Annotated in this window: 13 protein-coding genes; 8 read left to right on the top strand and 5 right to left on the bottom strand. The window is 56.3% G+C overall.

Features of this window, described 5'->3' with window-relative positions; all coding sequences use genetic code 11:
- The first annotated feature begins 28 nt into the window (after window positions 1–28).
- From proS to H7848_RS09955, 4 genes are read left to right on the top strand one after another with little or no spacing between them, the layout of a single operon-like run.
- Complete coding sequence (gene proS / locus H7848_RS09970; RefSeq protein WP_208350729.1) at window positions 29–1,366, top strand: proline--tRNA ligase; 1,338 nt, start codon at window positions 29–31, stop codon at window positions 1,364–1,366.
- Between the two features lie 7 nt (window positions 1,367–1,373).
- Complete coding sequence (locus H7848_RS09965) at window positions 1,374–1,862, top strand: DUF2937 family protein (protein ID WP_208350727.1); 489 nt, start codon at window positions 1,374–1,376, stop codon at window positions 1,860–1,862.
- A gap of 32 nt (window positions 1,863–1,894) precedes the next feature.
- Entirely contained in the window at window positions 1,895–2,923 is a 1,029-nt protein-coding gene (locus H7848_RS09960) for an SMI1/KNR4 family protein (protein WP_208350725.1), read from the top strand.
- 3 nt (window positions 2,924–2,926) lie between these two features.
- Entirely contained in the window at window positions 2,927–3,493 is a 567-nt protein-coding gene (locus H7848_RS09955; protein WP_208350723.1) for a peroxiredoxin, read from the top strand.
- A 390-nt stretch (window positions 3,494–3,883) separates the two neighbouring features.
- On the opposite strand, the gene truB is transcribed toward H7848_RS09955, so the two are convergent.
- The 3 genes from truB to rbfA are packed head-to-tail and all read right to left on the bottom strand — an operon-like array spanning window position 3,884 to window position 5,964.
- A complete protein-coding gene (gene truB / locus H7848_RS09950; protein ID WP_208350721.1) occupies window positions 3,884–4,801 on the bottom strand; it encodes a tRNA pseudouridine(55) synthase TruB in 918 nt (305 codons plus the stop codon).
- Window positions 4,802–4,848: 47 nt separating this feature from the next.
- Entirely contained in the window at window positions 4,849–5,565 is a 717-nt protein-coding gene (locus H7848_RS09945; protein ID WP_208350719.1) for a phosphodiester glycosidase family protein, read from the bottom strand.
- Window positions 5,566–5,568: 3 nt separating this feature from the next.
- On the bottom strand, window positions 5,569–5,964 hold the full coding sequence (gene rbfA, locus H7848_RS09940) for a 30S ribosome-binding factor RbfA (RefSeq protein ID WP_208350716.1): 396 nt from the start codon (window positions 5,962–5,964) through the stop codon (window positions 5,569–5,571).
- Between the two features lie 99 nt (window positions 5,965–6,063).
- Between rbfA and dapB the strand changes: the two genes are divergently transcribed.
- On the top strand, window positions 6,064–6,873 hold the full coding sequence (gene dapB, locus H7848_RS09935) for a 4-hydroxy-tetrahydrodipicolinate reductase (RefSeq protein ID WP_208350715.1): 810 nt from the start codon (window positions 6,064–6,066) through the stop codon (window positions 6,871–6,873).
- A gap of 88 nt (window positions 6,874–6,961) precedes the next feature.
- A complete protein-coding gene (locus H7848_RS09930) occupies window positions 6,962–7,318 on the top strand; it encodes a dihydrodipicolinate reductase (RefSeq protein WP_208350714.1) in 357 nt (118 codons plus the stop codon).
- A gap of 201 nt (window positions 7,319–7,519) precedes the next feature.
- Here H7848_RS09930 and H7848_RS09925 read toward each other — a convergent pair whose 3' ends face one another.
- Complete coding sequence (locus H7848_RS09925) at window positions 7,520–9,814, bottom strand: Hint domain-containing protein (protein ID WP_208350712.1); 2,295 nt, start codon at window positions 9,812–9,814, stop codon at window positions 7,520–7,522.
- Window positions 9,815–9,962: 148 nt separating this feature from the next.
- The gene (locus H7848_RS09920) at window positions 9,963–10,928 is read right to left on the bottom strand and encodes an alpha/beta hydrolase (protein ID WP_208350711.1); all 966 of its coding nucleotides are present in this window, start codon (window positions 10,926–10,928) and stop codon (window positions 9,963–9,965) included.
- Window positions 10,929–11,089: 161 nt separating this feature from the next.
- Between H7848_RS09920 and ttcA the strand changes: the two genes are divergently transcribed.
- Both ttcA and H7848_RS09910 read left to right on the top strand, forming a co-directional pair.
- A complete protein-coding gene (gene ttcA, locus H7848_RS09915) occupies window positions 11,090–11,941 on the top strand; it encodes a tRNA 2-thiocytidine(32) synthetase TtcA (protein WP_208350709.1) in 852 nt (283 codons plus the stop codon).
- 84 nt (window positions 11,942–12,025) lie between these two features.
- A complete protein-coding gene (locus H7848_RS09910; RefSeq protein WP_208350707.1) occupies window positions 12,026–13,549 on the top strand; it encodes a putative bifunctional diguanylate cyclase/phosphodiesterase in 1,524 nt (507 codons plus the stop codon).
- Window positions 13,550–13,712: the final 163 nt, after the last annotated feature.

Genomic DNA, 13,712 nt, shown 5'->3' with positions numbered 1-13,712 from the left:
GGCTTGGCAGCTTACTAAAGGAACCGCCATGCGTCTGACCCGCTATTTTCTGCCTGTGCTCAAGGAAACCCCTGCCGAGGCGCAGATCGTCAGTCACCGCCTGATGCTGCGGGCGGGTATGATCCGACAACAGGCTGCGGGGATCTATTCATGGCTGCCCCTTGGGTACAAAGTGCTGCGCCGGATCGAACAGATCGTCCATGAAGAACAGATGCGCACAGGGCATATCCCGATGCTGATGCCCACGATCCAGCCCGCGGACCTGTGGCGTGAAAGCGGGCGCTACGATGCCTACGGCCCCGAAATGCTGCGCATTCGCGACAGGCATGACCGCGACATGCTGTTCGGCCCGACCAATGAAGAGATGATCACCGACATCTTCCGCACCCATGTGAACAGCTACAAGGATCTGCCGCTAACGCTTTATCACATCCAGTGGAAGTTCCGCGACGAGGTCCGCCCAAGGTTTGGCGTGATGCGCGGGCGCGAATTTCTGATGAAGGACGGCTATAACTTTGACCTGACCAAGGAAGATGCGCTGCACGCCTACAACCGCCATCTGGTCAGCTATCTGCGCACTTACGAACGCATGGGGCTGCAGGCCATTCCAATGCGCGCCGACAGCGGCCCGATAGGCGGGGATGACACGCACGAATTTCTGGTGCTGGCTGATACGGGCGAATCCGAGGTCTTTTATGACAGCGCCGTCACCGACATCCGCTTGGGTGAACGCCAGATCGACTATGACAGTGTCGACCAGTGCCGTGCCGTGATGGAAGAATTCACCGCCCTTTATGCCCGCACCGATGAAACCCACGATCAGCAGGCCTTTGACAAAATCCCCGAAGACCGCCGCCGCAGTGCACGCGGGATCGAGGTGGGTCAGATCTTCTATTTCGGCACCAAATATTCCGACCCCATGGGTGCCACCGTTCAGGGCCCCAATGGCAAACCCGTACCGGTGCACATGGGGTCGCACGGCATCGGTGTAAGCCGTCTGTTGGGCGCGATTATCGAGGCCAGCCATGACGACAACGGCATCATCTGGCCCGAGGGCGTGACGCCCTTCCACTGCGGGATCGTCAATCTGAAACAGGGCGATGCCGAGGCTGACACTGCCTGTGAGCAGATCTATGCCGCCTTGGTCGCCAAAGGGCTTGAGCCACTTTATGATGATCGCGACGAACGGGCGGGCGGCAAGTTTGCAACAATGGATTTGATTGGTCTGCCCTGGCGGATTACAGTTGGCCCGCGCGGGTTGAAGAACGGTGTGGTTGAACTGACCAGCCGCCGCACTGGCGAAAGCGAAGAACTGGCACCAGAGCTGGCCGTAAACAGGATTGCCGAGATTTATCAGGCTCCATGAGGATGATATGCGCACAATCGTTTTTGCTGTTGGACTAATGGGCGCTGTGGCCGGGTCACAGTACCCTGCCTATTCGCAGCAGTATCTGCAGCGGTTGGCGGGCGCCGTGGATGAACTGAATACGCTGGTTCTGGCTTTCGATACCAGCGCTGCCGAAGCGGGTCTGACCCGCGAACAGGCGGTGGCCGAACTGTCTGGCACGAACTTTCTTGAACAACGCCAAGGCGACGTGCAGCAGATGTTCGTTCGCTATGAACGGCTTAATGCCGACCTGATGGCGCTGCGTCAGGGCGGCCCGCTGGACCGGTTATCCAACATCTGGCGGCTGCGCGATGCGGATATCGCCCGTGCGGCATGGGATGATTATCAGCCCGGCGTGCAGCTGACCTTTGATGGGCTTATCATTGCCCTGATCGGTTTTCTGACCTTCAGCATTGGCTTTTCCGGTCTGCTGAGATTGCCCAGGCTGATGTTTCGCAGGCGGCGGTCGATCTGATCGACGTTATTGGAAAAGGATTGCACGACCAAATGAGCACAGCTGACGACAACAGCACCATGATTTCCACGCTGGCGGCGGTGTTTTCGCTGATCCTGTTCCCATGTGCGCTTTACTATGGCTTCATGGGGCGCGTGCCGCTGGTCATGGTGCCTCTGGCAGGGGCGTTCATTTTCGCAATGCTTTTCGGCAGTGGCCTGAAGCGGAACAGCAACTATGTGGACATCTGGGATATGCTGCTAGAGATTGTGGTGATCGGTGGGTTCGCCTTTCTGGGCATCGCGGCCTTTTACTTTGTGGGCTATGGCATCAGTGCTGCATTTTATCCCGAATACGAAGCTGCGGGCACCGTTCAGCGTGACATGATCGCCGCCTGTGTGGTGGCGGGGATATCGGTTCTGCTGACGGTGGCGGATTTCATGACGGAACGCCGGGATGCCACTGATGCGAACGGCACACCGCAAACCGGCCCTTATTTCGAGCTGGAACTGAGTGACATGCGCGTGTCGCCCAAGACAATTTTTGCCTATCCCGACCACGAATGGCACCCGCGTACGGCGGATGAGGCGATTGGCAAGGCCGAACGCGCGCTTGGCGTTCGGTTTCCCGATGGTCTGAGGGCGCTTTATTATGAACAAAACGGCGGCGCGCTGCGCGATGTATTGATCCCTGCGGTGCGCAACCCGCGGCCTGATGACAAGCGCGACTGGGTTAACCCTTTTCCGTCGAACCGCGAAATCCTGCCGCTTGAACAATTGGAAACGCTGCAATCAGCTGCCGCGACCAGCCACATGGACCTGCCCGGCGCACATTTTTCCGGGTCGCAGCATCTGGTTGTGATCAGTGAATTTTATGGTGAAACGATGCTGGTCGATTGCAGGCCCAATGCCTCGCATCAGGTGATCTTTGCGCGGTTCTATCATGAAGACTGGCGCAAGACCGCGACGCTGTTTACCGATTTTGACGCGCTTTGGGATGCGCTGCGGATCAGCGCGGACGAGGCCGAACAGGCCCGCCGCCCGCGTTTGGATGTCACCGTCCATCCAGATGTGCTGCATTAGAATATGGGCGATCATCTGAACACTGTCGACTGGTCCCGGCTGCCCGCGCCGGAAGATGACGGCGGGGCCGATCATCTGTCGGGGGCCGCCGTGCCGTCTGTTTCATTGGCCGCGACGGATGGCGGGTTTGTTGATCTGTCAAAGCTGGTGGGTCTGACAGTGGTGTATATCTATCCGCGCACAGGCCAGCCCGACACCCCGCTGCCCGACGGTTGGAATATGATCCCCGGCGCCCGCGGGTGCACGCCACAGTCCTGTGCTTTTCGCGATCATTTTGCGGACCTGAAAGCGGTGGGCGTGGATCATCTGTTCGGCTTATCGACGCAAGATACGGCTTATCAGAGTGATGCCGCCCATCGGCTGCATTTGCCCTTTCCGTTATTGTCGGATGAAGGGTTGAAGCTGGCAGATGCGATGCGTCTGCCACGATTTCAGGTGGACGGTCTGACCTTGCTGAAGCGTTTGACTCTGATCTTGCGCGACGGTGTGGTTGTCAGACACTTCTATCCCGTTTTCCCGCCGGATCGGAATGCGGCTGATGTTATCGATTGGCTGAATAAGCAGGACTAGAGGTCCCGGATCAAGTCCGGGACGGCGCAGTTGATCCGTGAACGACCTTGGCCCCGCATCACCTTTGGGTGGCAGGGTGTCGGGTCTGATCTGATAAGAAAGGTGGCGCCACCGTCTTGAAGGTTGGTTTAGCCAGAAAGGGGTCGCAACGCCCCCACTTTATGTCTCATGCATGATCTTTCAGGCGGCTTGTGTCTTGGGGTTCCAAGCCAAAACACAAGTTCTGGAAAACCATTTCTCTACGATATCGTGGGGTGGGGTTCTACGCCCAAGATGCTAACAGCGGCTTATAGCTGCGTACGGTGGGATTTGAGTATTTTTGCCAAGAAGAAGGGTGAGAGTGCTCTTAGTACCTTCTTCTTGGTTCAAATACTCAAATATCCCGCACCATCAGTTCGCAGACGGAAGTGTGAACACTCGGGACGGAAAAAGCTGGCCGGATTTATAGGTACCAATAGCGATGGGTTGGCCGTTAAATGACGCCCAGGCTTCATCCCCGTAGTCAGTGTCAGCGGTCAGTACCATCCCTGGGTTACCATTGCGCAAACGCGCTGCACCTTCGGCGGTGCATCTGAGTTCCGGCAGGTCGCTTAAGCCCGCTTCGAGCGGGTGCAGATAATCGTCCAGCGCCGGGCTTTTGGCGTGTTCATCCAAAAACGCCATCGACAAGCCGTCTTCGGCATTGAACGGCCCCGACCAGATGCGGCGCAGAGTGCGCACATGACCGTGACAGCCCAGAACCTTGCCCAGATCGCGCGCGATGGACCGGACATAACCGCCCTTGCCGCAGACCATTTCCAGCTCAACGTGGTCGGCATCCGGGCGGTCCGTCATGATCAGCTCTTCGACCCAAAGGGGGCGCGCCTGAATGTCGACGTCTTCCCCGTCGCGCGCCAGTTTATAGGCGCGTTGCCCGTCGATTTTCACGGCCGAGAATTTAGGCGGTACCTGCATGATGTCGCCCACGAACTGACCCAGTGCGGCTTTGATCTGATCGTCGGTGGGTCTGTCCGTACTTTCGGCGATCACTTCGCCTTCGGCATCGTCGGTATTCGTGGCCTGGCCCAACCGTATGGTGAACCGATAGGCCTTAAGTGCGTCGGTGATGTAAGGGACGGTTTTCGTCGCTTCGCCCAAAGCCACCGCAAGAACGCCGGTTGCCTCGGGGTCCAGCGTGCCAGCGTGGCCGGCTTTTTTCGCATCAAAGGCCCATTTGACCTTGTTTACGATGGCTGTTGACGTGACACCTGCCGGTTTATCGACCACCAGCCACCCCGATATATCGCGCCCTTTGCGTTTACGTGCCATCTTACCCCCATTTTGCCGTTGGCGCATAAGCGACGCGGCCGCGTTCGTCAATCAACGACACCAATGATGGGCCCCATTTGTACGCCTAGGTCAGACCGTTCCAGCTGCGGGGCGTGCAGCCGCGATATCCGCCCATCAAAATAAAGCGCGTTGGGGACTTCGAAAAACTCAAGGTACAGATTGGCGAATTCGTAAAACGTGACCGAATTGTCCGAGATCGCAAAAATCGCACGCGTTCCATCGGCGCTGGTGCCGACGCCATTGCGGATATTGCGATAGATGCTGTCGGGCAGAAACCGGTTATGGCGTTTCCCGTCAATCACCAACATGGGACCGGATTGTGTGGCGTAGATGCAATCTGGTTGCTCCTGCACGAACCGCAGGGTTTCGATCACATCGGCCCGCCCGTCGCGGATGCAGAACACCCCATTGGGCAACATCCCGAAATTGCCTGGACCCGCTTGCGGTATGACACGCATCACCTCACGTCCGTCTTCGACAAAATGCCCCACCGGCGCACGATCTTCGTGATACATACCCGCATTCATCGCAAAAGACAGGCTGCTTTCTTCGAGTATCTCTTCCAATCGGTCGAAATGACCGATGATATCCCCCTGATTGTCTTTCAGGAAAAGACGCAGATCGTCTTTCGTCAGGTCAATTTCACAGACGCTATAATCATTGCCGCTATAAGTGACTTCGCGACAGTCAACAGCAAAGGCGGGCAGCGTTATCAGCCATGTCAGAACAGCAAGCCATCGCATCGATCAGTCCTCAAGATCCCGGCGCACGGCGTCCTGGGCGAACATGCGGCGCGTGTCGTCCAGCCGATCAAAGGTTTCATCGACACGAAACCGCAGTTCGGGCGAAAACTTGAGCGTCAGGTTCTTGGACACCATCCGGCGCAGCTCGCCCTTGTTGCGCTTGAGCGCTTCCAGCATTTCATCGGTGCCCTGACCGCCCAAGGGCAGGACATAGGCGGTGGCCACGCGCAGGTCAGGCGACGTCGTCACTTCGCCCACAGTGATGGACATGCGGTTCAGGTCCGGGTCGTGCACATCGCCACGATTCAAGACATCGGACAATGTACGGCGGATCAGTTCGCCCACCCGAAGTTGCCGCTGAGACGGGCCTGATCCTGTATGAAATTTGTTCTTTGCCATTTTTTATCAGATACGCTCTTCCAGGCCACTTGCCAAGCTAGGCTTTGCCAATCCGGCGACGCTTCGCTAAAGATTGCCGCGATTTAAAGGGAGAACGGGATGAACGAACGTCCGGGCATAGTCATCGCAGGCGTATCTGGCCGTATGGGTCAGATGCTGGTTCATACGGTGATGGAAAGCGACAAGGTCCAGCTGATCGGCGTGACGGAACGGCAGGGGCACGATTGGATCGGGCAAGATCTGGGGCGTGTTCTCGGGCAGGCTGATCTGGGGCTGACTGTCACAGATGACCCGCTGACCGTGATGCCCGACGCCCGTGCGGTGATCGATTTTACCGCGCCCGCTGCGACGGTTGAACTGGCCACACTGACCGCTCAGGCCCGGGTGGCGCATGTGATCGGAACCACTGGATTTAATGAGGCTGATCTGGCGCGGATCAAGGCGGCGGCCCGCCACGCGACCATTATCCGGGCCGGAAACATGAGCCTGGGGGTCAACTTGCTGGTGCAGCTGACCCGCAAGGTCGCCGCCGCTTTGGATGAGGATTACGATATCGAGATCACCGAGGCACATCATAACCAGAAGGTTGATGCGCCATCCGGTACTGCGCTGATGCTGGGTGAGGCCGCTGCCGAGGGGCGCGGGGCACGGTTGGACGATATCTGCGACCGGGGGCGTGATGGCCTGACCTGCGCGCGCAAACCGGGTCATATCGGGTTTTCGGTGATCCGCGGTGGCGATATCGTGGGGGAACATGATGTGCTGTTCGCTGGTCCCGGTGAACGGATCACGCTGCGCCATGTCGCCAGTGACAGACGTGTTTTCGCCCGCGGCGCCCTAAAGGCCGCCATCTGGGGCATGGATCAGCCCCCCGGCGAGTACGACATGATGGATGTGCTGGGGTTATAAGCGGTCGCAGTTAACAGATATTTGATCGCGGTGATCCAGAGCCAAGGCCATGCCGTATCACGAATATAAGTTCTGCAAGAGGTACATCATGCTTAAGGCATCACTGATATCCGCAGCCGCCCTGGTGATGACATCGGGTCTGGCTTTGGCCGATCTGGCCCCTGTGAAGGAGAAAGACCAGTTCATCGGGCTGGTCAACGGCAAGACGCTGTCGCGTCCCTTTATCCAGTTGCAAGTGACACCCGATGGCAGAATTTCGGGCACTGGTGGTATGCGACAGGTGACCGGCACCTGGAGCTGGGAGGCAGGCTATTTCTGCCGTGATATGAAATGGGGCAACCGTGACATTGCCTATAATTGTCAGGAAGTCCGCGCGAATGGGTCCGAGATAACATTCACGTCCGATCGCGGCAATGGTGACTCGGCCAACTTCCGCATCCGTTAAGTTTCCTTTTAGAAATAAAAAGCGCTCTACCTGACCACTTCGCCCGGTGGGCACTACCGGGCATCTCCCGTCCGCCCTCCGTCACGCCGAAGGCGTGCTTTCATCACGATGGCGGGCGCTTCACGCCCACCTGCGGACGGTCGCTGCCCTTCTCTGTCCGCTTCTATGGCAGTAATAGATTTCCGGATGATTTTCTAAGGATCAGACTTGCGCCAAGACCCGCGCCAAGCTGTGTTTGATTGAGGGGCGGGCGGTCATGCCGTACCCCTGAACGCCAGCCCGCAGTTGGGGGAACAGGTCAAACAGTTCATTGCGCGCCTTTGTCTCAAGCGCATCCAGGCTATAGAGACCGGGGTTATAGCTTTCGGTCGGTGTGCCGTTCGACATGACGATCTGATGGTCGTCGAACAGGATATGGTGATACGTGACCAGCCGCTTTTTCTGCTGAATGACCGTCTGGCCGTCGATCAGGCTTTTTGCGGGCACCAGAACCTCATCTTCGCCGAAATACAGCTGGGCTTTATATCCCGCAATCAGCATGCGGTGTTGGGGCGACACGACCAAGGGCCGATCGTTGCCCAAAAGACTGCCTGGATTGAACTGAACAGGCGCCAGGTGATCGGGGGCCAGCAAGGTGCGGCTGGACTTCCACCGGATGGGTTGGACGCCGTTATCCATCGTGACCACCGGATCGTCGACGCGCAGGTCTTCGACGGCAACCTCGCCCCGCGGTGTCAGGATTTTAGTGCCCTCGGCAAAGCATATGATCGTTTCGATATTCTCAAAATTGACAACGGTACCATCCAGCAGCGTCGCGGTGCCAGACAGCCCGCCCGAATTATCGTCGGGGTTTGAGATAACAAGCGTACCGGCATCAAGCTGTCCGTTGAAATCCAGTGTGTCGCCGTTGGTTTCACCGCCTTCACCGCCCGAGATAAAGATCGTGCCGCCGCCAAGTTGCGTATCGTCGATCAGGAACGTGTCATCGCCGTTGCCACCGGTGGCGCTGTCACCCGAACCAACGTTCAAGACATCTGCACCGCCGCCGCCGTCCAGTGTGTCGGCACCTGCGCCACCGGTCAGCGTATCCGCACCGGCACCGCCCGATAGAAAATCGTCGCCATCGCCACCATCCAGCGAATCCAGCCCGTTTTCCCCAAGCAGTGAATCCGCGCCCGTTCCGCCGATCAGAACATCACGACCGCCCCCACCAAGCAGAGTGTCATCACCACTGCCGCCGTCCAGCGTATCGCGGCCCGTCCCGCCCAGAACGCTGTCGTCGCCCAAGCCCGCCTCGACCAGGTCATTCCCGGCGCCCGCATCGACGACATCGTCATTGCTGCCCTCGGGAATGGTTTCGAAATGGATGTCCGAGATATTGACGATCTGGCGAACAGTTCCGCCGTTGTCGTATTCAATTATAATCTGAGCGACAGGGCCCGGAATTTCAATTAATGCTGACCCGTCCGCTTCATCCGCATTATCGCGGTTCAAAGCCCCCAGGATCGTATCACCATCTAGCGTGTCATCGCCTGAAAGCGTAATGTTAACAGGTACAGGATTTCCGTCTGCGTCAAAGGCGGTGATTGTGACGATATCCTGAAATCCGGCGTTGCCTAATCCGGTGCCATCGATATCGTTGATGCGAAACTGAACGTTCTGGACTTCATCTTCAAAACCCGAACCTGTTACAGAATCGAAATCCACCGTGACGATTGAATTCTGCTCGCCACCGTTTGATTCAAGAAATGCAGATGAGGTCGTGCTGAAGGGCTCATCAGTTTCAGTATAAAGGGTTGTATCGTCCTCAGCCGTAAATTCGTTCTGAGGCCCGCCGGGTCCATTATAACTGACCGATACGTTAATACCGCCCGTGTCCTGGGTGACGCCACCACTTAGGTCGGCTTCATCACCAAAAGAGGACCAGTTGAGCGAAAGCTCTTGTGGTGGCGGGGTTTCCGGGCTGTCAGTGTTGTCGATCTGGTCGCCGTGCGGGTCGCCGGTGTAATCTGCATCGATGACGTCATTGCCATCGGTCCCTTCGACAATGCCGTCGGTGAAGTCTGTATAGGTAAAGACCGGATCACCATCACTTGCGTTGGCGGCGTTGGTGTATTCCACTGTCGTATATTCACGGCCGGGAACAAGAGGTGTTTCCGAAATCAGGTACCGACCGGCAAAGGGGCCGTCTTCGATATCAAACCGCGCAATCTGAAACTGTTGGCCGGTGACAGGGTCTTGCAACGTCCAGACGGACTCGGCGTCGACGTCGGAGGTGGCTGTTTGCCCGTTCAGCGTGACAACCGCAGTTGCCGTTTCGTTTCCACCGCCGCTATCATCTTCCAGTGACTGGTCTTCGGGGGGCGTCTGGTTGTCAGTGATGATTGCTATGCCATCCGGCGACGTGGGTCCATTGTAGGTGGTCGTACCACCAATGGATGTCGAGAAAACACCAATTGGGTCGAAATCATAAAACCGAACGTCAAAGGTTGGCATTTTCGTACATCACTCACTACAGATTTCTAAACTTAACAATTCCTTAACAACAAAACTGTGCAAATCAATGTTCGAATTATGATATCCTTAACGAAAATGGCCTTATTTTGCTGATATTAAACGTAAATAGACGTGCTGGTCGGGTGGTTTACATCTTTAAAGCAAGTTTTGGGCCAAAACCGGTATTCGCGTGGAAGCGGGTTTTGATCACATTCCGATCGACCTGCCCCCTGATGGTTTCATGGACATCTTTCATGAAAGTCGCGTCCTGAAAATACCATGAATGCCCAGGATATTCCAGATTTTGAAACTGATCACGGTTGGCATCAAAATAGGGGCCGGTGTCGACATTCACCGCTTTTTCAGGGGCATCATCGGGTAATCCGACCCGACCGACCCTTGGGGCCACGCCCAGGCGTTTGATGCCCGACAGCGACAGGATGCCGTCGTAGGGGTTTGAATAATTCGTCAGCCGGTTGCAATGCCGGTAAAGCGATGATGACTTCGGATTGCCCTCGGACATCGAAGCTGCCGAGACATCGGCGGATGCGAACATGATCTGGCTGACCATCCAGTTGGCCGAGGCCAGCGCGCGGCGGTCATCTGCATCATCAAAAGCCTCGCGCACGACATAGGCGCCCATCGAATGGGCCAGGATATGGACATTGATCTGGCAGTCTTCCTCTTGCATCTGGGCAAAGATCGCGATGCCTTCATCCACCAGACGGCGTGCGCTTTCCTTGGCATCGCTTCGATCTTCCAGATAATTAAGCGCCTTATCGGCCGAGGGCCAGTCAAAGCTGACCAAACCGCCCTGATAACCCTGCGCGTGCAGGCCCGATTTGATCAGCCGGTGCCGCGACAGCATCGTTTGTGTCGACACGTTGAAGCCATGGACATAGACCAGCAGATCACCCTGATCTGACGGGCTTTTGGGCTTTGCTTCGCGCAGTACAGCATTCAGCCATTTCTTGGGCATCCGCCCGGGCCGCCCAACAGTTTGCAGTGGGGAAAGATCGTGCGCGTCCTCGGGCACCGCCAAAAAATAAGTGCTGCCCGGTTCATTATCGAAAACATCCTTACGCACACGCCGCACCGTAAAAATGTAATCCATGCCAATCTCCGAAATATAAATTGTTTGATATCATTCAGAAAATCCGAACCGGGATGGATGTGCAAGTCAGGTTTCTCTTACCCGGCAACAGGTTGCGCAGAACGATTGAATTGAAGCCTCATCGCGGGCATAAGGCGGCCACTGGGTTTTGGACAAAAGTGATGCTGGACGATCAAGACGACATACATCCGCTGTTTCACGGCGCGCCTGATACGACCGAATTCAAGAAGCTGCGCAAGCGGATCGTGCGTCAGGTGAACGACGTAATCCAGACCTATGGTTTGATTGAACGCGATGCACGTTGGCTGGTCTGTCTGTCGGGCGGCAAGGACAGCTATACGCTTTTGGCGGTGCTGTATGAGCTGAAGTGGCGCGGCCTACTGCCGGTCGATCTGCTGGCCTGCAATCTGGATCAGGGGCAACCCGGCTTTCCGGCGACCGTTTTGCCCAAGTTCCTGAAAGATATGGGCGTGCCGCACCGGATCGAATATCAGGATACTTATTCCGTCGTTGTCGATAAAATCCCGCAGGGGCGGACCTTTTGTGCGCTGTGTTCGCGGCTGCGGCGCGGACATCTTTATCGTATCGCGCGCGAAGAAGGCTGCAGCGCGGTGGTGCTGGGCCATCACCGGGATGATATCCTTGAGACCTTTTTCATGAACCTTTTTCACGGCGGTCGTCTGTCGACCATGCCGCCGAAGCTGCTGAACGAAGAAGGCGATTTGTTCGTTTATCGCCCGATGGCTTTCGTGGCCGAGGCCGATTGCGACAGGTTCGCCCGGGCCATGCAATACCCGATCATTCCCTGCGATCTATGCGGCAGTCAGGATGGTCTGCAGCGCCAGCAGGTCAAACAGATCTTGGATACGTGGGAAAAAAACAGCCCCGGCCGCCGCAATGTCATGTTTCGCGCTTTGATGAACGCGCGGCCCGGGCGGCTGCTGGATCCAGGGCTATTTGATTTTTCCAGCCTGCAGCGCGGGTCGGTCGAAATTGATAAAAATACGAACTAAATTGCGATGCCGCGTTAACGGATCGATGACCAAAGCCGGATAACCCTTACCCCTGCAATAAACAGGTATCAGGGGTTAGGGACGATGTCGAAACGGCAGGCGAACAATGCCAATTCTGTATTTGAGATGGCCTTGTCGTTCGGGTTCCTGTCCGCGTGCACGGCGGCTTCATATGCTTTTGCGGGCGAAAAGGCGCTGCTGATCGCGGGTTTCGCGCTGCCGATTGTATTTTTTGCCTTTTATGCATTTCGATTGGTCTGGCAGCGGGCGGGTAAGCCCAAGGTCATGCCGGGGGATCCCCGCGACAATCTGATTTCAATGTTGGACAGTGCGCTGGAAACGGGTCACGGCGTCGACCAAAAGACCTTTTGTATGGTTGTCGAACTGGATGACGCGGACGTGGTCGTGCGCAGATATGGCAAAGCCATTCTGCACAAGTGTCTGATCACGATGGCCGATCGGATCAAAGACGCGATGCGGGACGAGGATCTGGTTGTCAAGCTGGATGGAAACTGTTTTGCCATCGGACTGGGGCCCATGCGCCATCTTGATATCGAGATGGCGTTGCAGATCGCCAAGCGCGTTCAGAAATCTGTCGAAGAGCCTATGGTCATTGATACGCATACGCTGCATTTGTCGGTGTCGATCGGTGTTGCACTGCCGGGGCGTATCGAAAGCCCCAATGGCGAACGACTACTGGATGCAGCCGAATGCGCCTTGCTGGATGCCATGCAAAATCAGCCTTCTGGCATTCGGTGTTATGTACCGGAAATGCGCAACAGGATCGAAAACCGAAATGCGTTGATCGACGAAATCTCGGTCGCGCTGGAAAATGGTGAGATCGTGCCATGGTTTCAGCCCCAGGTGTCGGCCAAAACCGGAAAGCTTGCGGGTTTTGAGGCTTTGGCGCGCTGGATGCATCCCAAGCGCGGGTTGTTGCAACCGGCCGATTTTCTGATTGAGCTTGAGCAAGCCGGATTGATGGAACGTCTGGGCGAGGTCGTCATGTATCACGCCTTTGCGGCCTTGCGCGCGTGGGATCGCGCAGGTTTTGAAGTGCCGACAATCGGGATCAATTTTTCCGGAATGGAGCTGCAAAACCCCAAACTGGTCGACAAGTTGAAATGGCAACTGGATCGGTTCGAACTGACGCCTGATCGGCTGTCGGTTGAGGTTCTGGAAACCGTTATGGCGCGGGGCGAGGATGATATCATAACCCGAAATGTGCGCGCCTTATCGGATTTGGGCTGCAATATTGATCTGGATGATTTTGGAACAGGAAATGCCTCGATTTCCAATGTTCGTCGTTTTGCGGTTCAACGTATCAAGATCGACCGGTCTTTCGTCACCAAGCTGGATGAAGACCAGGATCAGCAGCGCCTTGTTTCGGCTATCATCACGATGGCGCAAAGGCTTGGCCTTGATACCGTGGCCGAGGGCGTGGAAACGGTCAGCGAACACGCTGTATTAAGTGAACTGGGTTGTACCTATGTTCAGGGCTTTGGAATTTCGCGAGCGATGCCGGTTGAGGAAACCGTCATGTGGATGCGGGACTATATCAGGCGCACCGATCCCGCGGCCGAGCGGAAATTACGATCCGTCATATAACAGTCGTCCCACGTAAAACATTGTAATTTTCAAGATCGGGTCCAAATTGGGCAGTGACGTAATTGCACGATCTATTGTGGTGACGTGAAAACAGGGAAAATGGCTTGACCTTTTACACTGCAATCTGTTGAACCCTTCTGACTAAGCAAAAGCGGTGGCAAAG

This window comes from Pseudaestuariivita rosea (assembly GCF_017592335.1).
Taxonomy (GTDB): domain Bacteria; phylum Pseudomonadota; class Alphaproteobacteria; order Rhodobacterales; family Rhodobacteraceae; genus Parasulfitobacter; species Parasulfitobacter rosea.
This window is presented reverse-complemented; position numbering and strand designations above follow the sequence as displayed.

What these genes read in the sequence shown, in the direction of transcription:
- ttcA (WP_208350709.1), top strand. Translation starts at nt 11,090, where the DNA reads ATGCTGGACGATCAAGACGACATACATCCGCTGTTTCACGGCGCGCCT.
- proS (WP_208350729.1), top strand. Translation starts at nt 29, where the DNA reads ATGCGTCTGACCCGCTATTTTCTGCCTGTGCTCAAGGAAACCCCTGCC.
- H7848_RS09955 (WP_208350723.1), top strand. Translation starts at nt 2,927, where the DNA reads ATGGGCGATCATCTGAACACTGTCGACTGGTCCCGGCTGCCCGCGCCG.
- dapB (WP_208350715.1), top strand. Translation starts at nt 6,064, where the DNA reads ATGAACGAACGTCCGGGCATAGTCATCGCAGGCGTATCTGGCCGTATG.
- H7848_RS09925 (WP_208350712.1), bottom strand. Translation starts at nt 9,814, where the DNA reads ATGCCAACCTTTGACGTTCGGTTTTATGATTTCGACCCAATTGGTGTT.
- H7848_RS09910 (WP_208350707.1), top strand. Translation starts at nt 12,026, where the DNA reads ATGTCGAAACGGCAGGCGAACAATGCCAATTCTGTATTTGAGATGGCC.
- H7848_RS09945 (WP_208350719.1), bottom strand. Translation starts at nt 5,565, where the DNA reads ATGCGATGGCTTGCTGTTCTGACATGGCTGATAACGCTGCCCGCCTTT.
- H7848_RS09920 (WP_208350711.1), bottom strand. Translation starts at nt 10,928, where the DNA reads ATGGATTACATTTTTACGGTGCGGCGTGTGCGTAAGGATGTTTTCGAT.
- H7848_RS09965 (WP_208350727.1), top strand. Translation starts at nt 1,374, where the DNA reads ATGCGCACAATCGTTTTTGCTGTTGGACTAATGGGCGCTGTGGCCGGG.
- H7848_RS09960 (WP_208350725.1), top strand. Translation starts at nt 1,895, where the DNA reads ATGAGCACAGCTGACGACAACAGCACCATGATTTCCACGCTGGCGGCG.
- truB (WP_208350721.1), bottom strand. Translation starts at nt 4,801, where the DNA reads ATGGCACGTAAACGCAAAGGGCGCGATATATCGGGGTGGCTGGTGGTC.
- H7848_RS09930 (WP_208350714.1), top strand. Translation starts at nt 6,962, where the DNA reads ATGCTTAAGGCATCACTGATATCCGCAGCCGCCCTGGTGATGACATCG.
- rbfA (WP_208350716.1), bottom strand. Translation starts at nt 5,964, where the DNA reads ATGGCAAAGAACAAATTTCATACAGGATCAGGCCCGTCTCAGCGGCAA.